The organism is Luteimonas sp. RC10 (assembly GCF_014192745.1).
Taxonomy (GTDB): Bacteria; Pseudomonadota; Gammaproteobacteria; order Xanthomonadales; family Xanthomonadaceae; genus Luteimonas.
On sequence record NZ_JACHYJ010000006.1, the window covers coordinates 65514 to 87314 of the forward strand.

18 protein-coding genes are annotated in these 21801 nt (G+C 70.4%); all 18 read right to left on the reverse strand.

What is annotated here, in order from left to right:
* Positions 1–13: 13 nt before the first annotated feature.
* The gene (locus tag FHW73_RS11520; RefSeq protein WP_183426865.1) at positions 14–2191 is read right to left on the reverse strand and encodes a methyl-accepting chemotaxis protein; all 2178 of its coding nucleotides are present in this window, start codon (positions 2189–2191) and stop codon (positions 14–16) included.
* 131 nt (positions 2192–2322) lie between these two features.
* The gene (locus tag FHW73_RS11525; protein WP_183426866.1) at positions 2323–4575 is read right to left on the reverse strand and encodes a methyl-accepting chemotaxis protein; all 2253 of its coding nucleotides are present in this window, start codon (positions 4573–4575) and stop codon (positions 2323–2325) included.
* Between the two features lie 242 nt (positions 4576–4817).
* Positions 4818–6824 (reverse strand): chemotaxis protein CheA, encoded by a 2007-nt coding sequence (locus tag FHW73_RS11530; RefSeq protein WP_183426867.1) that lies wholly within the window; start codon positions 6822–6824, stop codon positions 4818–4820.
* Between the two features lie 34 nt (positions 6825–6858).
* The gene (locus FHW73_RS11535; protein WP_183426868.1) at positions 6859–7224 is read right to left on the reverse strand and encodes a response regulator; all 366 of its coding nucleotides are present in this window, start codon (positions 7222–7224) and stop codon (positions 6859–6861) included.
* Positions 7221–7538 carry an STAS domain-containing protein gene (locus FHW73_RS11540; RefSeq protein ID WP_183426869.1) on the reverse strand — a complete coding sequence of 106 codons (318 nt, stop codon included), beginning with the start codon at positions 7536–7538 and terminating at the stop codon, positions 7221–7223. The genes FHW73_RS11535 and FHW73_RS11540 overlap by 4 nt, the downstream gene beginning before the upstream one ends.
* 547 nt (positions 7539–8085) lie before the next feature.
* The gene (locus FHW73_RS11545; protein WP_183426870.1) at positions 8086–8853 is read right to left on the reverse strand and encodes a chemotaxis protein CheW; all 768 of its coding nucleotides are present in this window, start codon (positions 8851–8853) and stop codon (positions 8086–8088) included.
* Positions 8850–9629: a ParA family protein gene (locus FHW73_RS11550; RefSeq protein WP_183426871.1), complete on the reverse strand. Its 780-nt coding sequence runs from the start codon at positions 9627–9629 to the stop codon at positions 8850–8852. Before FHW73_RS11550 ends, FHW73_RS11545 begins: the two co-directional genes overlap by 4 nt.
* Positions 9629–10591 (reverse strand): flagellar motor protein MotD, encoded by a 963-nt coding sequence (motD, locus tag FHW73_RS11555; RefSeq protein ID WP_183426872.1) that lies wholly within the window; start codon positions 10589–10591, stop codon positions 9629–9631. Before motD ends, FHW73_RS11550 begins: the two co-directional genes overlap by 1 nt.
* A gap of 10 nt (positions 10592–10601) precedes the next feature.
* A complete protein-coding gene (locus FHW73_RS11560) occupies positions 10602–11342 on the reverse strand; it encodes a flagellar motor protein (protein ID WP_183426873.1) in 741 nt (246 codons plus the stop codon).
* A gap of 49 nt (positions 11343–11391) precedes the next feature.
* Positions 11392–13359 (reverse strand): chemotaxis protein CheA, encoded by a 1968-nt coding sequence (locus FHW73_RS11565; protein WP_183426874.1) that lies wholly within the window; start codon positions 13357–13359, stop codon positions 11392–11394.
* A gap of 3 nt (positions 13360–13362) precedes the next feature.
* Positions 13363–13980, reverse strand: coding sequence for a protein phosphatase CheZ (locus tag FHW73_RS11570; RefSeq protein WP_183426875.1), 618 nt, complete (start codon positions 13978–13980; stop codon positions 13363–13365).
* On the reverse strand, positions 13977–14369 hold the full coding sequence (locus tag FHW73_RS11575; protein ID WP_183426876.1) for a chemotaxis response regulator CheY: 393 nt from the start codon (positions 14367–14369) through the stop codon (positions 13977–13979). Before FHW73_RS11575 ends, FHW73_RS11570 begins: the two co-directional genes overlap by 4 nt.
* 22 nt (positions 14370–14391) lie before the next feature.
* A complete protein-coding gene (locus FHW73_RS11580) occupies positions 14392–15147 on the reverse strand; it encodes an RNA polymerase sigma factor FliA (RefSeq protein ID WP_183426877.1) in 756 nt (251 codons plus the stop codon).
* Complete coding sequence (locus FHW73_RS11585; protein WP_183426878.1) at positions 15144–15995, reverse strand: MinD/ParA family protein; 852 nt, start codon at positions 15993–15995, stop codon at positions 15144–15146. Before FHW73_RS11585 ends, FHW73_RS11580 begins: the two co-directional genes overlap by 4 nt.
* Complete coding sequence (gene flhF, locus FHW73_RS11590) at positions 15982–17517, reverse strand: flagellar biosynthesis protein FlhF (RefSeq protein WP_183426879.1); 1536 nt, start codon at positions 17515–17517, stop codon at positions 15982–15984. Before flhF ends, FHW73_RS11585 begins: the two co-directional genes overlap by 14 nt.
* A 170-nt stretch (positions 17518–17687) precedes the next feature.
* Positions 17688–19757: a flagellar biosynthesis protein FlhA gene (flhA, locus tag FHW73_RS11595; protein WP_183426880.1), complete on the reverse strand. Its 2070-nt coding sequence runs from the start codon at positions 19755–19757 to the stop codon at positions 17688–17690.
* An 8-nt stretch (positions 19758–19765) separates the two neighbouring features.
* A complete protein-coding gene (gene flhB / locus FHW73_RS11600) occupies positions 19766–20905 on the reverse strand; it encodes a flagellar biosynthesis protein FlhB (RefSeq protein WP_183426881.1) in 1140 nt (379 codons plus the stop codon).
* 80 nt (positions 20906–20985) lie between these two features.
* A complete protein-coding gene (gene fliR, locus FHW73_RS11605; protein ID WP_183426882.1) occupies positions 20986–21783 on the reverse strand; it encodes a flagellar biosynthetic protein FliR in 798 nt (265 codons plus the stop codon).
* Between the last annotated feature and the right edge of the window lie 18 nt (positions 21784–21801).

Sequence of the window (21801 nt, forward strand, 5' to 3'; positions counted from 1 at the left end):
TGGTCCTGGACGATCAGGACAGCGCGTGACCGGTGGCCGGCGGGCGGGCCGCGTCCACCACTGCCTGCAGCAACGCGGTGGCGGTGTCGACACGGAACACCGCGATCGCATCGGCCAGGCCGGCGGCCTGCTCCTCCATCGCCCGCGCAGCGGCCGAGGCTTCTTCGACGAGGGCTGCGTTCTGCTGGGTGGTCTCGTCCATCTGCACGATGGTCTGGTTGACCTGCTCGATGCCAGCGGCCTGTTCCTGCGAGGCGGCGGAGATCTCGCCCATGATGTCGGTCACGCGCTGCACCGAGGCGACCATCTCGGCCATCGTGGTGCCGGCCTGGCCGGCGAGCGCCGCGCCGCTGGCGACCTTGCCGGTGGAGTCGTCGATCAGCCCCTTGATCTCCTTGGCGGCGTTGGCGCTGCGCTGGGCAAGCGTGCGGACCTCGGAGGCGACGACCGCGAAGCCGCGGCCCTGTTCGCCGGCCCGTGCAGCCTCGACCGCGGCGTTGAGCGCCAGGATATTGGTCTGGAACGCGATGCCGTCGATGACCGAGATGATGTCGGCGATCTTGCGTGACGAGGCTTCGATGTCGGCCATCGTGGACACGACCTGGCCGACGACCTCGCCGCCCTGAGAGGCGACGGTGGCCGCGCCCTGGGCGAGCTGGTTGGCCTGGCGGGCGTGGTCGGCGTTCTGGCGCACGGTGGAGGTCAGTTCTTCCATCGAGGCCGCGGTTTCTTCCAGATTGGCGGCCTGCTGCTCGGTGCGGCGCGAGAGGTCGTCGTTGCCCGAGGCGATCTCGGTGGACGCGGTGCCGATCGCGGCCGACGCGTCCTGGATGCGGGCGACGATGCTGGTGAGCTGGGCGACGGTGGCATTGGCGTCGTCGCGCATGCGGGCGAACACGCCGTGGAAGTCGCCATCCATACGCGCGGTGAGGTCGCCGGCCGCGATCGATTGCAGCAGCCGCGAGAGCTCGCTGAGGCTGCGATCGCTGGCCGCCATCATCGCGTTGAGGCTCTGGATCATGCGGCCGAAGTCGTCGCGGAACCGGCGCTCGTCGCCGCGGACCGAGAAGTCGCCGGCGGCGGCCGCTGCGGCCAGCCGGTTGATCTCGCCGTTGATCGCCATGAGGCTGGCCTTGGCGGCGTCCATGGCTTCGTGCAGGACTGCGCGGCTGGCGGGCAGGCGGCGCGCGTCGCGCGACAGGTCGCCGTTGGCGTACTCGTTGAGGATCTCGATCGCTTCGACGAACGCGTCCAGGTGCTCGAACATCATGGTGTTGATGCCCGACGCCAGTTCGCCGTAGACGCCCGGGAAGTCGACCGGCATCCGGTGACGCATATCGTCGCCCGCATGCTGGCGGATCATCTCGCGTGTCTGTTCGGAGAACCGCTCGAGCATGTGCACCATCTCGTCGGTCGAGCGCAGCATCTGGCCGATCTCGTCGCGGCCCTGGTAGCCGGTGCGGATGCTCAGGTCGCCGCGGGCCACGCCGCGGATCGCGTTCACCGCCCGTCCCAGCGGCTCGAGCACCGAGCGGCCGATCAGCCAGCCGATGGCGGCGTTGAGCAGCACCAGCAGGCCGCCGACGACGGTCATAATCGCGGTGAATGTCAGGGCCTGGGACTGGGTGTCGTCGAGGTAGACGCCGGTGGTCACGACCCAGCCCCACGGCGCATACAGCGCAGAGTAGGAGGTCTTGTGCACCGGTTCGTCCTCGCCCGGCTTGGCCCAGACGTAATCGACGTTGCCGCCGCCGGCGCGCGCGACTTCGACGAAGCGTTTGTAGATCGCCGTGCCGTCGGTATCGGTGATCCCGGACACGTCCTTGCCGATCAGGTCCGCGCGCATCGGGTGCATCAGCACGGTGGGGCGTTCGTTGGTGACGAAGAAGTAGTCGACGTCGTTGTCCGAGCGCATCGCCGCCAGCGTGCGCAGGGCGCGGTCCTTGGCCTGCTCAAGCGTCAGCTCGCCTTGCTCGGCGCGGCTGGCGTATTCCTCGACGACACCCAGCGCCAGTTTGACCTGCGATGCGACGCCGTCCTTGCGGGACTGGTTGAGGTCCACGAACTGGACCCGGGCCGCGACGACGGCCAGCAGGATGATGCCGGTCGCGACGAGCGCGGTCTGGAGCAGGAACTTGCGCTGCATCGAAAGATCGGACAGCGCACGGAGCACGGCGGCGACGGGATTCATGAGGGTGGCAGGAGTGGGCCTGCCACCGGTATCGGCCGGGCTGCGTCGAGATTGAGGCGTGTGTGCCGACAGGTGCGTGGCCGGCCGCCCCGACCCCGGTGCAATGGGGTGGGGACGGACGGGCCTTGCGATCAGAACTCTGCCCAGTCGGTCTCCAGCACCGCCACTGGCGCCTTGCGTGCGGGGGCGAGGTGCTTGGTGGGCGCGGCAGGCGGCGCTGGGCGAGGACCGGCTGGCGCGCTCGGCGCCGCCGCGGCAGCGGGTCGGCGGGTGGCTGCGCCGACGTGCGCGGCCTCGATATGGAACACCGCGATCGCATCGGCGAGCCCGGCAGCCTGTTCCTCCATTGCGCGCGCAGCGGCCGAGGCTTCTTCGACCAGGGCCGCGTTCTGCTGGGTGGTCTCGTCCATCTGCACGATGGTCTGGTTGACCTGCTCGATGCCGGCGGCCTGTTCCTGCGAGGCGGCGGAGATCTCGGCCATGATGTCGGTCACGCGCTGCACCGAGGCGACCATCTCGGCCATGGTCTTGCCGGCCTGTCCTGCGAGCGCGGCACCGCTGGCAACCTTGCTGGTGGAGTCCTCGATCAGGCCCTTGATCTCCTTGGCGGCGTTGGCGCTGCGCTGGGCAAGCGTGCGGACCTCGGAGGCGACGACCGCGAAGCCACGGCCCTGTTCGCCGGCCCGTGCGGCTTCGACCGCGGCATTGAGCGCCAGGATGTTGGTCTGGAACGCGATGCCGTCGATGACCGAGATGATGTCGGCGATCTTGCGCGAGGAGGCCTCGATGTCGGCCATCGTGGAGACGACCTGACCGACGACCTCGCCGCCCTGGGAGGCGACGGTGGCCGCGCCCTGGGCGAGCTGGTTGGCCTGACGGGCGTGGTCGGCGTTCTGGCGCACGGTGGAGGTCAGTTCCTCCATCGAGGCCGCGGTTTCTTCCAGATTGGCGGCCTGCTGCTCGGTGCGGCGCGAGAGGTCGTCGTTGCCCGAGGCGATCTCGGTGGAGGCGGTGCCGATCGCAGCCGACGCGCCCTGGATGCGGGCGACGATGGCGGTGAGCTGGGCGACGGTGGCATTGGCGTCGTCGCGCATGCGGGCGAACACGCCGTGGAAGTCGCCGTCCATACGCGCGGTCAGGTCGCCGGCGGCGATCGATTGCAGCAGCCGCGAGAGCTGGTCGAGGTTGCCATCGGCGGCATCCATCAGCCGGTTGAGGTCCTCGATCATGCCGCGGAAGTCGTGCTGGAACCGCGCCGCATCGCCGCGGACGCTGAAGTCGCCACGTGCGGCCGCGCCGGCCAGCGCCTTGACCTCGGCATTGATCGCACCGAGGTTGGCCTTCACGGTGGCCATGGTCTCGGTCAGCACCGCCTTCTCGCCCGGATACTGCTCCAGGTCCGGGGTCAGGTCGCCGATCGCGTACTGGCGCATGACCTCGATCAGGTGCATCTTCACGTCGACGTGCGAGCCGACCAGCGCATTGGTCTCGCGCACCATCAGGCCGTAGTCGCCGGGGAATGCACCCTCGTCCATGCGATAGCTGATCGCGCCGTCCTCATGCGCACGTGCCATGCCGCGCTGGGCGTCGATGACGGCGCGCAGCTGACCCTGCATGCGCTGCATGGCGCCGAGCAATTGCCCGACCTCATCGTTGCGGTCGACGACGATCTGGGTATCCAGGCGGCCGTCCGACACATCGTTGGCGACCTTGACCGCACTGCCGACCGATCGCGACAGGGTCCGCGAGATCGCGATCGCCATTGCCGCGGCCAGCAGCACGATGATCACGATGCCAGCGATCATCGCCAGCAGGCTGCTGCGGTAGACCGCGTTGGCCTGGGCGATGTCACTGCTCAAGCGCTGGTCGTTGAACTGCGCCAGGGCGGCCATCGACTCGAACAGGTCGCGGCGCAGCGGACGCGACTTCGCGTCCGATACCGTCTGCGCGGTCTCGCCGTCGCCGACGGCCAGCGCCTGCTCGATCTCACGCCGCGCAGCGAAGTACGCCGCCAGGCGCGCCGTCATCGCGTCGTACAGGCCGCGCTCGTCGTCGACCAGCGGCAGGCCCTCGTACAGGGCGCGCTGCTCGGCGATGATCTTCTCGATCTCGGCCAGGCGCTGATCGTAATCGCGCACCGCATCGGGCTCGTCCAGGCGGCTGAGCTGCGCCAGCTCGTACATTCGGTACTCGCCCAGCTGCGAACGGATCTCGCCCAGGTATTGCACCGCCGGCATGTCATCGAGGCTGACCTTCTGCAGTTCGGCATTGATGCCGCCCAGCCGGTTCAGGGCGAACGCGCCCAGCCCTGCGGCCAACAGCACGATCAGAGTGAAGGCGACCGCCAGCTTTCGGGCGATCGACAGGTTGTTCAACCAGCTCATGGGAGGTCTCCGGATACGACAAAGGACGCGGGCAGGTGTTGGTCAACACCTGGAGCGCGTCCTTCGCCTGACGACTAGCGGCCGGAAAAGGAACCACTTGAACGTTGAAACCGAATTTTTTTCAAGTGCTGCCGCTGTGATTCACGTCGCGGAAATGAATGTGCACATGAAGTGAAATCCGGTGACCGCAGATGACGTGGTGTGGCGGCTGCGAACGCGGACGCGACCAGACATCGTCGGCGTCACGCCGCCTGCGGCAGACGCAGTGACCGGGCCAGTCCGCCGACGTCGACGATCAGCGCCACCCGGCCGTCGCCGAGGATCGTTGCGCCGGAGATCCCGTCGACGCGGCGATAGTTGTTCTCCAGGTTCTTGACCACGACCTGCTGTTGGCCGATCAGTTCGTCGACCTCGAGCGCCAGCTTCTGGCCGTCGCCCTCGACCACCACGACCAGCGGATCGACGCCTTGCGGCTGGCCGTAGCGGTAGTGGTCGTTGAGCGAGACCAGCGGCAGATACTCGCCGCGCACACGCAACACGCGGCCCTCGCCGGCAAGGCTGCGGATGTCCTCGGCCTGCGGCTGCAGCGCCTCGATCACATAGGTCAGCGGCAGGATCAGGGTCTCCTCGCCGACCGCCACGCTCATGCCATCGAGGATGGCGAGGGTCAGCGGCAGGCGGATCACCACGCGGGTGCCGTGACCGGTGCGGCTTTCGAGCTGCACCTCGCCCCCGAGCGCCTGGATGTTGCGTCGGACCACGTCCATGCCGACGCCGCGCCCCGACAGGTCGGTGACCGCGTCGGCGGTCGAGAATCCGGCCTGGAAGATCAGGTCCCAGATCTGCGCATCGGTCGGCGACTCCGGCACGGCCAGGCCGCGCTCGGCAGCCTTGGCCAGAATCCGCTCGCGATCCAGACCGCGGCCATCGTCGGCGACCTCGATGACGATATGGCCCCCCTGGTGCGAGGCGGCGAGCGTGATCGTGCCGGCTTCGTCCTTGCCCGCGGCGCGGCGGGCGTCGGGCAGCTCCAGGCCATGGTCGATCGCATTGCGGACCAGGTGCACCAGCGGATCGGCGATCTTCTCGATCAGCCCCTTGTCCAGCTCGGTACCTTCGCCGAGCGTGCGCAGGCGCACCTGCTTGCCCAGCCGTGTGGACAGGTCGCGCACCAGACGCGGGAAGCGCCGGAACACGGCGTCGACCGGCAGCATGCGCACGCCGATGACCGCTTCCTGCAGATCACGGGTGTTGCGTTCGAGCAGGTCCAGTCCGGCGAACAGGCGTTCGCTCAGCGCAGGGTCGAGGGCGGCGGACACCTGCTTGAGCATCGCCTGGGTGATCACCAGTTCGCCGACCAGGTTGATCAGGCCATCGATCTTGTCGGTGCTGACCCGGATCGAGCTTTCGGCCTCGTGGCCATTCGCCGCCGGGGCGGCAGTGCCGGTCGCAGCTGCGCCCGTGGCGGGGGCGGGTGTCGGATCCGCGCTGGGCGCGGATGCCGGCGCAGGCGCTGCCGCGGCGGCTGCCGTGGGGCGGATGTCGAGCGTGCAATCGTCCTCGACCCACGCGAACACATCGTCGATCGCGCTGCGCGGCACCGCGCCGATCAGGCCCAGGTCCCAGGCCAGATACGCTTCGAGCGGATCGAGCTGGCCAAAGCCGGGCAGGCGGTCCATCCGGCAGGCGACAGCGAGCGGCGCCAACTGGTCGAGCTCGCGGATGATGCGCAGCGGATCGTTGCCGCTCATGAACATCGACGGCGCCGGCGTGAATCCGATCTGCCAGCCGGTCGGCTCGGCGGTGGGGTCGGCCGCAGGCGCGACCGGTGCGGCGGCCGCGACCGGTGCGGGTGCGGCAGTACCCGCGAGCACGGCCTCGAGCCTGGCCTGCACGGCGATCGCGGCGGCCGGGTCGGCGGGCTGGCCGGTTTCGGCTTCGGCCAGCAGTGCGCGCAGGACGTCGACCGAGGCCAGCATCGCGTCCGTCGCGGCGGCATCGACGCTGCGCTTGCCGGCGCGCAGTTCGTCGAGCAGCGTCTCGAGCACGTGGGTCAGTGCGGCGACCGCGTCGAATCCGAATGTCGCGGCGCCGCCCTTGATCGAGTGCGCGGCGCGGAAGATCGAGTTCACCAGCTCCGGGTCCTGGTCGCCCTGCTCGAGCTGCAGCAGGCCGGCTTCCATCGCTTCCAGGCCTTCCCGGCTTTCCTCGAAGAAAGTGGCGTGGAAGCGCTGCATGTCCATGTTCATGGGGTGACCTGGATTCGGAGGCGGAAGGCGGGCGTCAGCCCAGGACTTTCTGGACGGTGGCGACGAGCTGGTCGGGGTTGAACGGCTTGACCAGCCAGCCGGTCGCGCCCGCGGCCTTGCCTTCGGCCTTCTTGTCGGACGCCGACTCGGTGGTGAGCATCAGCATCGGGACGAACTTGTAGTCGGGCAGGCCGCGCAGGGCGCGGATCAGGGCGATGCCGTCCATGTTGGGCATGTTGACGTCGGTCACCACGGCGTTGAATCGCTGGCCCTGGGCGCGACCCAGCGCGACCTGGCCATCTTCGGCTTCTTCGACCGAGAAGCCGGCCGAGGTCAGGGCGAAGGAGACCATCTGGCGCATCGAGGCCGAGTCGTCCACTACCAGAATGCGTGCGCTCATGCGGCGTTCTCCACTGTGCTTGCGTTCGAATGGGTGCGAGGGGGGCTGGGCAGTCCCAGCGTGTGGCCGATCCCCAAAAGGCGGATGGCGTCGAGCAGGGCGGCGCTGCTGTCGTGCAGTGCGGTGGTCCGGCCCGAGGCGCTGCGGCTGGCGAAGAATGCGCACAGCACCTGGAGGCCGGCGGTGTGCACGCGTCGCACTTGGGCGCCGTCCAGCAGCACGTCCTGGTCGTGGGCCAGGTGGGGCTCGAGCCGTGCCTTGAGTGCGGCGCTGGTCTCGATGCCGAGATCCTCGCCCAGGTCCACGGTGGTCATCGCGTCTCCGCAAAGTCGGGGGTACGACGGGTTAGCGGCAGCGATGCGGCGAGCTTTAGGTTGGCGCGTTCGGAACTCGTTGCTTCTGCCCACTCAATCGTGCGTTTGTCTTCGGCGCGCGCGTCGCGCCGGCCGGGGACTGCTCCCCGGCTCGGTCAGCCCGCTCCGCGGTCCGGCCCGGCGAAGCACGCCGGGCGTTCGTGTGGGCTGCGCGGCATGCCGCGCGAGCAGCCCGCACTCACCCATGGCTGACTCGCCGCCGCGGGCCATCCATGGCCCGCTATCGCAATCCCCGACCAGCACGACGCACTGCGGCCGACAGCGCGTGACTTCTTCAAGCAGGCGACTCCGCATCCAACCGAAGTCGGGCTGCCAATGTTCGCAGCAGCGGACTGACGGCCGGTGGCCGCGTCGAGCGCGCCAGGGATGGCGCGCGCCCGAGTCAAGGCAGGATGCCTTGCCGAGGGAAGAGCGGCTTCCGGGCGGCAGGCCGCTATCCATCCGAAGTGAAGCGCTTCAGGCGCGTCCTGGTTGCCGAGCGCGGCGCTCAGCGGGCGGTGTAGAGCGGCATCGACAGCAGCCGCGAGGCGTCGAGCAGCAGCATGACCGCGCCGCCGAGGCGTGCGATGCCGCGGATGCGGTGATCGCCGACCGGGGCGAGGCGGGAGGTGTGGGCGCCTTCGATCTGGGCGTCGGAGACCACGGCCACGTCCTCGACCGTGGACACGCGCAGGCCGAGGGTGTCGCCATGTTCTTCAAGCACGACGATCCGCGTCGCCGGCGTGTCCTCGACCGCGGTGTCGCCCAACTGCAGCCCCAGATCGATCACCGGCACGACTTGGCCGCGCAGATTCATCAGGCCGGCCAGGCACGGCGAGGCGCCGCGTACCGGCAGCAGCGGGGCGGGCAGCACGACCTCGCGGATCTTCAGCAGTTCCAGGCCGTAAATCTGACTGCCGCAGCGTAGCCGCAGCCAGCGGGCCTGACGCTCGCCGCTGCGGCGCGGTGGTGGAATGTCGGCGCGGGCCGCGGCGCTGGCGACCCGCGGTGCGGCTGGCGCAGGGGCTGGCGTCGCGGGGGGCGCCGGCTGCGCGCGCACCGCAGGCGCGGGGGCAGGCGGGCGTGGCCGCGTCGCGGGGGGGGCTGGCGGGGGCGGCGCGGTCTGTGCCGGTGCCGGCGTCGGGCCCGGTGGGGCGGTCACGGGCGTGGCGGCGACCGCGGGAGGCGGCGCGGGTGCGGCGGCTGCCGGCGCCGACGTCGGCGCCGCCGACAGCAGCACGCCGAGGTAGTCGTCGACGACCTCGGCGGCGTTCATGCGGCGTGCTCCAGCGCCTGATCTTCGGCCAGCAGCCAATCGAGCGCGCGGCCGTAGGCCGAGAAGGCGCGGCCCGGCGGATGGCCGTTGACCACCTGCTGGGCGAGCGCGTCGGCGTTGCTGAGCTGGGTGTCGACCGGGACCGCCTCGTCCCAGATCTTGCCGGCGTACTCGTCCTGCAACTGCGCCAGGGTCTCGCGCCCGATGCGGGTGCGGCGGTCGTACATGGTCGGCACCACCGAGACCGGCAACGGGCGCTGCCGGGAGCGTTCGACCATTTCGGCGGTGCGCACCATGCCGGCCAGGCCGTAGAGCGCCAGCGGTTCGCATTGGGTGGGCACGATCACCCGGTCGGCGGCCGCCAGGGCGTTGACCATCAACAGGCCGAGCGTGGGCGGGCAGTCGAGCAGGATTGCATCGTGGCCGCCGGTGTGTCGGGTGATCGCCTGCGACAGCGCCAGGCCGAGGCCCGGCTGGGTCGCGCTGCGGCGCTCGAGTGTCGCCAACGCAGTCTGCGCGCAGACGTAGTCCAGGCCTTCGGTCGGCGAGGCGCGCATCAGCGCGGCCAGGCTCGAGGGCGGGGTGGCGAACAGGTCGGCCACGCCGGCAGGCGGTGGGTCGGTCGGGATGCCGAACGCACGGGTGAGCGAGGCATGCGGGTCGAGATCGACCAGCAGCACGCGCAGTCCGCGCGCGACCATCGCACGGCCGAGGGCCAGCGTGGTCGTGGTCTTGCCGACGCCGCCTTTCTGGTTGGCGATCGCCCAGACGCGCATCAGGTCTCTCCTCGGGGATGGGGGGGCAGGGAATCGGGGGCGTGGTCAGTGGCGACCGCGGGAATGGCATCGATCGCGACTGGCTGCGAAGGCGCCGGCCCTCCGATCGGCTGGCCCTGGGGCGACTCGGGCTCGGCCAGCACCATCAGCACCACGCGCCGGTTGGCGTTGCGGCCGGCCTCGCTGGCGTTGTCGGCCTTGGGCCGCTGTTCGCCGTAGCCGACCATCACCAGCCGCTCGGGCGCCAGGCCCTCGCGCACGAACAGGTGCACCACGCTGGCCGCGCGCGCGGCCGACAGTTCCCAGTTCGACGGGAACTGCGCGGTGCGGATCGGGCGGTCGTCGGTGTAGCCCTCGATCCGGATCGGATTGGGCAGCCCGCGCAGCACCGCGGCCAGTCGGCCGAGCAGCGATTGCGCGCCGAAGTCGAGCGTCGCCGAGCCGCTGGGAAACAGGATGTCGCTGTTGATCTCGACCTCCAGCCAGAGGTCGGCGCGGCGCACGGTGATCAGCCGCGCATGCACCATTTCCGACAGCGCATCCTCGAGCTGCAGCGCGATGCGCGCCAATTGCTGGCGCGAGGCGGCACGCGCCGCGCCGTCGGCGCCGTCGTCGATGCGGTCGCTGCGCATCTTCGATTCGAGCATCGGCTGCAGCGGCGAGTCGAGCACCGGAGACGAACTCCCTGGGCCGCGCCGCGCGCCGCCGGGAATCGGCACCGGGGCCTTGAGGCTGGCATCGCGGTAGACGTTGTCGCCGACCTGGATCGGGTCGATCGTCCGCGGTGTGCCGCTGAAGGCATTCGCCAGCGAACTGGCCATCACTCGGTACTTGCCCTCGTTGAGCGAGGACACCGCGTACATGACCACGAAGAACGCCAGCAGCAACGTCATCAGGTCGGCGTAGGGGATCGCCCAGGCCTCGTGGTTGGCGTGTTCTTCGTGGTGGACGCGTCGTGCCATCGTCGCCGGCTCAGTGCAGGAAGCCGGCCAGACGGGCCTCGATGTTGCGCGGATTCTCGCCCTGGGCGATCGCGATCAGGCCCTCGATCGCCAGTTCGCGCTCGCCGCTGCGGCGGCCGATCACGCTCTTGAGCTTGGAGGCGACCGGCAGGAAGAACAGATTGGCCGAGGCGATGCCGTAGATCGTGGCGGTGAACGCTGCGGCGATGCCGTGGCCGAGCTTGGACGGATCGGCTAGATTCTTCATCACCGCGATCAGTCCGAGCACCGCGCCGACGATGCCCAGCGTGGGCGCGTAGATGCCCATGCTCTCGAACACTTTCGCTGCCGCCAGGTCCTGCTGTTCCTCGCCGTGCAGTTCGATCTCGAGCATGTGCCGGATGGCCTCCGGTTCGACGCCATCGACCAGCATCTGCAGGCCTTTGCGCAGGAACGGGTCGCTCTGCGACTCGACATAGGCTTCCAGACCCAGCAGGCCCTGCTTGCGCGAGACGTTGCTCCACTCCAGCAGTTGCGCGATCAGTGCGCCACGGTCGGCGGTGGGCGGTCGGATCGTCCAGCGCAGGATCCGCATCGCGCGCTTGAACACGCTCGGCGGCGTGTGCAGCAGGATCGAGGCGAGCGTGCCGACGATCACGATCACGAAGGCGGCCGGCGACCACAGCGCGCCGAGCCCGGCACCCTTGAGGATGCTGCCGCCCACCAGGGCGGCGAGGGCGAGCACGAGTCCGACGACGCTGAAAAGGTCCATGATCGCGATATCGGCGCCGGGCGCGGCGACTTGAGCCGCGCCCGGGGGCTCAGGGGCCGCGCAGCGCGTCCACGTCGAGGATCAGCGCGAGCCGGCCATCGCCGATCAAGGTCGCGCCGGCATAGCCGGGCAGGCCGCGCAATGCGCGCGGCAGCGGCTTGATGACCACCTCTTCGCGCCCGCGCACTTCGTCGACCACCAGGCCGAAGCGACTGTCGCCCCGCTGCAGCACCACGATGGTCAGCAACGCGGTATCGAGTGCGGGCCGGTCGAGCCAGTGCCGCAGGTCGAGCAGCGAGAGCGTATGCGAGCGGCGGTCGAGCGCGGCGCGGCCATCGAACCAGTTGACCGTGCGCGCCGGCGCATGCAGCACTTCCTGCACCCGCGCCAGCGGCAAGGCGTAGGCATCGCCCGCGGCGTGGACCAGCAGCGTCGGCAGGATCGCCAGCGTCAGCGGCACGCGCAGCGTGAAGCGGCTGCCGCGACCGAGTTCGGATTGCACCTGGATCTGCCCGCCGAGCTCGCGGATCCGCGACTGCACCACGTCCATGCCGACGCCGCGGCCGGAGATGTCGCTGACCTCGGTGCGCGTCGACAGGCCGGCCAGGAAGATCAGATGCAGACATTCCTCGGCGTTCAGACGTGCGGCCGATTCGGCGTCGATCAGGCCCTTCTCGCGGGCCTTGGCGCGCAGCCGCTCGGGGTCGATGCCGGCGCCGTCGTCCTGGACCTCGATGCCGACGTAATCGCCCTGCTGCTGGGCGATCAGCCGGACCTTGCCGGCGCGCGGCTTGCCGGTCGCCTCGCGCAGGTCCGGCGTCTCCACGCCATGGTCGATCGCGTTGCGGACCAGGTGGATCAGCGGGTCGGCCAGCGCTTCGACCAGGTTGCGGTCGAGCTCGGTGTCGGCGCCGACCAGTTCCAGGTCCACTTCCTTGTCGAGCGCGCGGGCGACATCGCGGGCCACCTTGGGAAAGCGCGAGAACACCTTGCCGACCGGCTGCATGCGCGTGCGCATCACCGCGCCCTGCAGGCGCGCAGTGGCGTTGTCCAGGGTGGCGACGGCGCGGTCGAGGTCTTCGTCGCGCAATCGTGCGCGCAGTGTCTTGAGGCGGTTGCGGGCCAGCACCAGTTCGCCGACCAGGTCGACGATCGCATCGAGCCGCCGAGTGTCGACGCGGACGGTCTGCTCGCGCTCGGCCGGTGCCTGCGCGGCGGCCGGTCGGGCCGGTGCCGGCGGCGCGGCGCGCGGCGGGGCGGCAGGTGCGGGCGCCGCGACCGCGGCGGCGGGCGCTGGTGCTGCGCCGGGCGCATGCGCGCCGTGCAACTGGTCGAGCAGCGCTTCGAATTCGTCGTCGTCGATGGTGTCGCCACTCGCGGCCGGTGCGGCGGCGACCGGCGTGGCACCTGGGGCGGCCTTGCCGTGCAACTGATCGAGCAGGGCTTCGAACTCGTCGTCGTCGATCGGATCGTTCGGGCCTGGTGCGGGCGCCGGGGCCGATGCGCCCGGCGCCGCGTTGCCGTGCAACTGGTCGAGCAGCGCCTCGAACTCGTCGTCGTCGATCATCTCGCCGCCCGCCGTAGACGGTGCGGCGACGGTCGGGGCTGCACGGGCGGCCGGGGCCGGTGCAACGGGGGCGGCGGTGTCGAGCGCGAAGCCGGCGATCAGCTCGGGCGGCGCATGCGGCACGTCGCTGCCGGTTTCGACCGCGTCGACCATCGCCTGCAACCAGTCGAGCGACTGCTGCGCGGCGTCGAAATGCCGTGGCAACAAGGTCGCGGCGCCCGAGCGTGCGGCGCCCAGCGTTTCCTCCGCGGCATGGCACAGCTCGACCAGCGCGGTCGCGCCGAGGAAGCCGGCGCCGCCCTTGAGGGTGTGGAAGGCGCGGAAGACCGCGTTGAGCTGTTCGCGGTCGTCCGGCGACTGCTCCAATTCAACCAGTTGCCCGCCCAGGTCGACGAGCAACTCGCGTGCCTCGAGCACGAAATCGGCGGCGATGTCGGGCGAGAACTGCATCGCTCAGAGTCCCAGGCGCGAGAGCAGGTCGTCGGCGTCGTCTTGGCCGACGGTGCCGGTGTCGAGCCCGGCAACGGCCGGGCCGACGGCCCGCAGACGGTCCTGTTCGCCGTCGGCGGGCGGCAGTCCGAGGGCGCCGAAGCCTTCGTGCACGCCGCGCACGATGCCGGCGACGCGGCGGATGATCTGCCCGCCCAGGTCCTGGTGGCTCTGCGCCAGCGCCATCTCGCGCAGGTTCTCGCGCAGCGCGTCGATGGTCGCGGTCTGCGCGGCGTCCAGCGTGCCGGCGCGCAACTGGGCGACGTGCGCGCGGCTGTCCTCGATCAGATCGAGCGTGCGGTGGGTGGCCTGCTCGGTCATCGTCACCACGTGGTCGAGGCGGGCGCAGGCATCGTCGAGTCCACCTTGCGCGGGTGCGGCCGGCAGCGTGTCGAGCGCCTGCGCCAGGTCGCGCGCCAGTCGGCCCAGGCCGTCGACCAGAGTGCGTGCGCGGGCGGCGGCGAGTGCGTCGACCTGCCGACGCCAGCCGGCCTCGTCGCCGCGTTCGAGCGCTTCGAGCGCGTCGTGCAGCAGCCCGGCGAGCTGGCTGCGGTCGGTGGTCACCGCGACGGTGGCGGTCACGCCGCGCCTCCCAGGCGCTCGAAGATCTTGCCGAGCTTCTCCGACAGCGTCTGCGCGGTGAACGGCTTGATGATGTAGCCGTTCACGCCGCTCTGCGCGGCCTCGATGATCTGCTCGCGCTTGGCCTCGGCGGTGACCATCATCACCGGCAGCGCGCGGAACTTGGGGTCGGCGCGGATCGCGCGCAGCAACTCGATGCCGGTCATGCCGGGCATGTTCCAGTCGGTGATGACCAGGTCGACCGCATCCTGGCGCAGCACGGCCATCGCGCTGTTGCCGTCCTCGGCTTCGACGGTATTGTTGAAGCCCAGGTCCGACAACAGATTCTTGACGATGCGGCGCATCGTCGAGAAGTCGTCGACCACGAGGATACGGATGTTCTTGTTCAAAGCGGGCTCCACGGGTGGGGCATCAGTCGGCGTTGCCGATGCCGGTATCTGCAAGTTCGAAGGCGGACAGGCGGCCGCGCAGGCGCACCACGGCCTGGCCGTGGATCTGGCACACGCGCGATTCGCTCACGCCCAGCACCGCGCCGATCTCCTTGAGGTTGAGTTCCTGTTCGTAGTACAGCGACAGCACCAGCTGTTCGCGCTCGGGCAGCAGTGTGATCGCCGCGGCCAGTTCCCGGCCGAACTCGCTGCGCACCAGGTGTTCCTGCGGCGTCGGTCCGCCGTCGCGGTTGGCCGGCTCGACCTCGCCGTGGTCCTCGACGTGCGAGTCCAGGCTCAGCACCTGGCCGCGGGCGGCGTCTTCGAGCAGGCGCTGATAGTCGGCCAGCGGCATCTGCAGCTTGGCCGCGACCTCCTGGGCGCTGGCGGCGCGGCCGCTGGTCTGCTCGATCTCGCGGATCGCGGCGGCGGCTTCGCGTGCGCGGCGGTGGACCGAGCGCGGCACCCAGTCGCCGCGCCGGATCTCATCGATCATCGCGCCGCGGATGCGGATCGAGGCATAGGTCTCGAACGACGCGCCCTGTTCGGCGTCGTAGCTGCGCGAGGCCTCGAGCAGGCCGATCATGCCGGCCTGGATCAGGTCGTCGATCTCCACGCTGGCCGGCAGCCGGGCGGCGATGTGATGGGCGATGCGGCGGACCAGTTCGGCATGCACCACGACCGGATCCGGCGCGCTGCTGCGCTGGACCGCCTGGTACTGGCGGGCGGCGGCGTTCATGCGGCCGCTCCCTGGCGCAGCAGGCGGTCGACGAAGAACTCGACGTGGCCGCGCGGCGCAGTCGGTGCCTGCCAGCGCGCGACCCGACGTGCGATCTCCACCAGCGCCTGCGACGACGGGCTGCCCGGGTAGGCGCGCACCACCGCCTGCTGGCGCTGGACCGCGGCACGCAGCCACTCGCATTGCGGCACCGCACCCAGGTAGTTCAGCGAAACGTCGCCGATGAAGCGCTCGCACACGCGCACCAGCTTGTCGTACAACGCGCGGCCCTCCTGCGGGCTGCGCACCATGTTGGCGACGACCTGGATCCGGTCCAGGCCGCGCTCGCGGGCGAGCACCTTGATCAGCGCATACGCATCGGTGAGCGAGGCCGGCTCGTCGCAGACCACGACCACCGCGTCCTGTGCGGCCTGGCAGAAGGTCAGCACCGAGTCGGTGATGCCGGCGGCGGTGTCGACCACCAGCACATCGAGCTCGCGCTCGAGCTCGTTGAAGACGTTGACCAGGCCGGCATGCTCGATCGGGCGCAGCTCGGCCATGTGCCGGCGGCCCGAGGCGGCGGGCACGATCAGCACGCCCGCCGGCCCCTCGATGATCGCCTCGTCGAGTGTGCAGCGCCCGGCCACGAGGTCGGCCAGCGTGAAGCGCGGCGACAGGCCCAGCAGCACATCCAGATTGGCCAGGCCCAGGTCGGCGTCGAGCAGCATCGTGCGCTGGCCCATGCCGGCCAGTGCGATGGCGAGGTTGGCCGACACGTTGGTCTTGCCGACGCCGCCCTTGCCGCCGGTGACGGCGAGGGTGCGGACGGGCGCGAACGGGGCGGGGGCGGGCAGGTCAGGCGACGGCATGGTGGGACTTCTGGGCGTCGGGGTCGTGGAGATCGTGCGTGGGGACGATCGGCTTATCGGCATCGCGGCGGAGATCTTCAAGCCGCAATGCCAGATGGGCGGCATTGGCGCGATGCAGGTCGTCGGGAATGCGCTGGCCGTCGGCGATCCAGGTCAGCGGCAGGGCGTGATCGACGGCGACCGACAGCACGCTGCCCAGCCGCCCGGTCTCATCGAGCTTGGTCAGCACCGCGCCCTGCGGGCGGGCACCCTCGAAGCGGCGGACGACTTCGTCGAGGTCGGCGAAATGGGTGTTGGCGGGCAGCACGAGCAGGGTGCGGATCTGACGCGCGGCGCGCAGCCAGTGCAGTTGACCGGCCAGGGCGCGGTCGCGCTGACTGAGTCCGGCGGTGTCGACCAGCACCAGCCGGTAGTCGCGCAGGCGCTGCAGCAACTGGACCAGCCCGGTCTCGCTGTCGGCCTCGTGCACCGCGATGCCGAGCTGCCGGCCGTAGCTGTGCAGTTGTTCGCGGCCGCCCACGCGCACGGTATCGGTGGTCACCAGTGCCACGTCGCGGGCCTGGTGGCGGGCGACGTACCGTGCGGCGAGCTTGGCGATGGTCGTGGTCTTGCCGGCGCCGGTCGGGCCGACCAGCGCGATGACCCCGGCCTCCTCCAGCGGGTCGATCGGGCAGATCGGCAGGCGCTTGGACAGCAAGGCCAGCATCAGGCCGCGGACGCGGTGGGCCGGGGTGTCGGCCGGCACCTGCAAGGCGATGTCGCGGGTGATGCCGGCATCGAAGCCGTAGTCTTCCATCAGTTCCATGACCTGGCCGCGGGCCGGGGACCCGCGCAGGCGCTCGTCGGTCAGGCGCGCCATCTCGCGCTCGATCATCTGCCGCATCTGCGCCAGTTCCTCGCGCATCTGCGCCAGCTCGCCGTCGCTGCTCGGCGCCGTCGGTGCGGGCACGACGACGAGGGCGGGCGGCGTAGCGACCGGGGCCGGCGGCATCGGGGCATGCGCGATGGGCGCGGCCACATCCGGCGCGGGCGGTTCGGGCGGCGCCTGCGACGGAATTCCGTCGTCTTCGGCGGCCCATGTCGCCGCGGTGGATCGACGGCGCCCGAGCAGCTCGGCAAACGACGGAAATCCGGCGCCGGCGTCCGCGAGCTCGGCATGCAGGGCCTCGGTGATCGCTGCGGGCGGCGGGTTTGCGACTGCCGCATGGGCCACCGCCTGTGGCGGCGCAGCCGCCTCGGCCGGTGCCAAGGCACGCAGCCAGCGTTCGGCGGGCGAGTCGTCGCGGGCTTCGGCGGCTTGCACCTGCGGCGGCTCGGCAGGCGAGGCGGCCGGCGCCTCGCGCCGCTGCGCCTCGTCGAGGGCGCGCTGGACCACGCTTTCGTCGTAGTTGCTGGCCGCGACAATCTCCACGCCCTCGTCGGTGCGGCGATTGGACAGGATCACGGCATCGGGCCCGTGTGCGGCCCGCACCATCTGCAGGGCGCTGCGCATGTCGGCGGCGACGAAACGGCGGATGTTCATGGGCGGCGGCCGGAGATGAGGAATGGGGCGTGCGGTCTGGCGCAGGCGAGGGCACTGCGCCGGTCGGGGCGGCCTTGGGGGGCGCTGGGGTGTCGTGCGTGCATCGTGCGTTCTCCGTGGCGGGGCCCTGCGTTCACCAGTCCCCAGTCCCTACAACCAAGTCCCGCGCTTCAACTGATCGTCCCCAGCAACTTGAGCCGCTTGTCTTCGGGGACTTCGGTGTAGGCCAGCACCGACAGGGTCGGGACGCTGTGCCGGACCAGGCGCGCGAGCGCGGCGCGGACCTGGCCGGGGACCAGCACCACCGCCGGTTCGTTCCTGGCCTCCTGTTGGCCGGCGCAATCGGCCAGGCTCTGCTGCAGACGTTCGGCCAGGCCCGGCTCCAGCGCAGCGCCGGTCCCTTGCGCGGAATCCTGCAAGACGCGTTCCAGCGCGGGCGCCAGCGTGTAGACCGGCAACTCGGGCGCCGGGCCGGCAATCTCCTGGACGATGAAGCGGCCCAGCGCGGTGCGGACCGCGGCCGTGAGTTGACCGGGGTCCTGGGTGTGCGCGGCGTGCTCGACCAGCGCCTCGGCGATGCGGCGCAACTGCCGGACCGGGATGCGCTCGACCAGCAGGTTCTGCAGCACCCGGACCACCACCGCCAGCGGCAGCGCCTTGGGTGTGAGGTCCTCGGCGAGCTTGGGCGCGCTGCGCGCCAGGGTCGCCAGCAGTTGCTGGACTTCCTCGTGCCCGAGCAGTTCGGGCGCCTGTTCGCGGACCAGGTGCGAGAGATGGGTCGCGACCACGGTCGCCGGATCGACCACGGTGTAGCCCGCGGCTTCGGCCTGGGCGCGCTGGATCGGCAGGATCCACAGGGCGTCGAGCCCGAACGCCGGGTCCTTGCCCGGAATGCCCTCGATCGGCTGCAGCGCGCCACCGGGGTCGAGCGCCAACAGACGGTCGGGATGCACCTCGGCAGTCGCCACCGGCACACCGTGGACCAGCAGTCGGTAGGCGGTGGGCGACAGTTCGAGGTTGTCGCGGATGTGCACCGGCGGAATCAGAAAGCCGATGTCCTGGGTGAGCTTGCGACGCACGGCCTTGATCCGCGCCATCAGTTCGCCGCCCTGGGCCTTGTCCACCAACGGAATCAGCCGATAACCGACCTCCAGGCCGAGCGGATCGACCGGGCGCAGGTCGTCCCAGCCCAGTTCCGCATTGGCGGCCTGTTCGGGCGCGGGCAGCGCGGCGTCGGGCGCGGCTGCGGCGCGTTCGGCCGCCAGGCTGCGCTTGCGCATCGTCCAGGCGCCATAGCCGACCAGTGCGGCCAAGGTCAGGAAGGCTAGGTTCGGCATGCCGGGCACCAGCCCGACCACCAGCAGGATGACCGCCGCGATCGACAACGCCCGGTACTGGCCGAACACCTGCCCGGTCACCGCGCCGCCCATGTCCTGGGCGCGCGAAGCGCGGGTGACCAAGAGCGCGACCGCCGAGGACACCAGCAGCGACGGCAACTGCGACACCAGGCCGTCGCCGATCGACAGCAGGGTGTAGGTCGCCGCCGCATCGCCGAACGGCATGCCGTGCTGGAGCATGCCGATCGCCAGGCCGCCGATGATCGTCACGAACAGGATCAGGATGCCGGCGATCGCATCGCCGCGGATGAACTTGCTGGCGCCGTCCATCGCGCCGTAGAAGTCGGCTTCCTGGCGGACTTCCTCGCGCCGCGCCTTGGCGTCCTCGCGGGTCAACAGGCCGGCATTGAGGTCGGCGTCGATCGCCATCTGCTTGCCGGGCATCGCATCGAGGATGAAGCGCGCGGTGACTTCCGAGACCCGGCCCGCACCCTTGGTGATGACCATGAAGTTGATGATCGTCAGGATCGCGAACGCGACGATGCCGACCGCGAAATTGCCGCCGACGACGAACTCGCCGAACGACTCGATCACATTGCCGGCTGCGCCCGGGCCGTTCTGACCATGCAGCAGGATCACGCGCGTGGAGGCCACGTTCAGCGCCAGGCGCAGCATCGTGGTCATCAGCAGCACGATCGGGAAGATGCTGAAGTCCAGCGGGCGCTGCACGTAGACCACCGCCAGCAGCACCACCAGCGAGATCGCGATGTTGAAGCTGAAGAGCACGTCGAGCGCGAACGGCGGCAACGGCACCACGACCATCGCCAGCAGCGCCAGCACCAGCAACGGCGCTCCCAGTCCGTGGCGCAGCATGTCGAACAGGCGCTTGGGGCCGGACTGCATCACCGCGCTCACCGCTGCGCCCCCCGGCCGGTCGCGTCCTCATCGACGTCGACCGCCGACAGTTCCGGGTAGGGCTGGCCCGGCGCCCAACTGCGCAGCTGGTACACGTAGGACAGCACCTGGGCGACGGCGGCGTAGAGCTTCACGGGGATTTCCTGACCGATCTGCGCCTCCCGATACAAGACCCGTGCCAGGGGCGGTGCGGCGACCAGCGCGATGCGGTGCTGCTCGCCGACCGCGCGGATGCGCAGTGCCATTTCGTCCACGCCCTTGGCGATCACCTTCGGCGCGCGCATCGCCTCGCCCTCGTACTTGAGCGCGACCGCGTAATGCGTGGGATTGACCACGATCACGTCGGCACCGGGCAGGTCTTCCATCATCCGCCGCTGCGAGAGCTGTTGCTGCATCTGGCGGATGCGGCCCTTGACCTCCGGCCGGCCCTCGCTTTCCTTCATCTCCTCGCGCAGTTCCTGCCGCGTCATCTTCAGCTTCCGGCGCCAGTTCCATTTCTGGTACGGCGCATCGAGCAACGCCAGCAGCAGCAAGGCCGCGGAGGTCGCCATCAGCATCCACAGCGCGAAGCCGAGGCCGGCACCGGCGGCCGCCTCCAGCGGCTGGTCGAGCATGCTGCGCAGGCGATGCAGGCCGGGCCACAGGAACAGCGCGGCCGCGGTGCCGACCAGGGCCACGCGCAACAGCGATTTGAGCAGTTCGGCCGCACCCTCGGGCCCGTAGATGCGCTTGAGGCCGGCCAGCGGGTTGAGCTTTTTCAGATCGGGCACCAGTCCCTTGGTCGAGGCGTTGAATCCGCCCATCAGCGCCGGTGCGACCAGACAGGCGAGCAGCAGCACCAGCAGCAGCGGCGCCAGCAGCCACAGGAAGCCGAGCATCAGCTGACCGGCATGGCCGAACAGCATCTGCGGCGATTCGAGCATCGCCAGGTCCGGGGTCAGCGCTGCACGCATCCAATCGAGCGCGCGTGCCGACAGGCCGCCACCGGTGGCCAGCAGCATGCACACGCCCGCGCCGAACACCGCCACGGTCGACAATTCGCGCGAGCGCGGGACGTTGCCCTTCTCGCGCGCCTCGCGCAGTCGTTTTTCGCTGGGCTGTTCGGTCTTTTCCTGACCGTCTTCGTTCTCGGCCATCGTTGCCGGCATCGCGGGTGACAGGCTGTACGCTGCAAGTCACATGCCGCGCGGGCGATGCCCTGACGCTCGGCGCGGCCTCAACGCCCCAGCGGCACCCGTGCGGCGGCGTCGAAGGCCAGGTCGAACAGCCGCTGGATCGGTGGGCCCAGTTCCCCGGCCAGCACCGCGATCAGCAGCAGGCCCACGAGCACCGAGATCGGCAGGCCGAGCTGGATCGGATTGAGCGCCGGCGCGGCGCGCGACAGCACACCGAACGCGAGATTGACCGCAAGCATCGCGACCATGACCGGCAGCGCCAGCGAGACCGCGCCGCGCAGCACCAGCGCGAAGAACTCGGGGGCGACGCGCAACGTGGCCTCGAGCTCGGGCAACGCCGTGCCGATCGGCAGCGCCTCGTAGCTGCGCACGAGCAGCGCGACCAGCGCGAGGTGGCCGTTGGCGGCGAAGAACAGCAGGCCGAAGGCCAGATAGAACCACTGGCTGATGATGCCGGAGTTGACCCCGCGCATCGGGTCGCTCATCTGTGCGAATGACAGGCCGGTGCCCTGCGAGATCAACTCGCCGGCCAGCGCGCCGGCCTCGAACACCAGCCGCAGCATGAACCCCATCGCAGCCCCGACCGCGAGCTCACGGGCGATCGACAGCACGGTGGCAGCGTCGAAGCCGGTCCAGGCCGGCGGTGCAGGCAGGATCGGCGCCAACGCCAGGCTCATCGCCAGCGCGACCATCACCCGGATCCGCGCCGGCAGCGCACGCGTGCCGATCATCGGCATCGCCATCAGCAGCGCGCCCACCCGCAGTGCGGTCCACAGCAGTGCACCGATCATGCCGAAGGCCGCCTGGCCATCGATCGCCATCTGGGTGGCGGCATCCATCAGCGGGGGCCTGCGCGC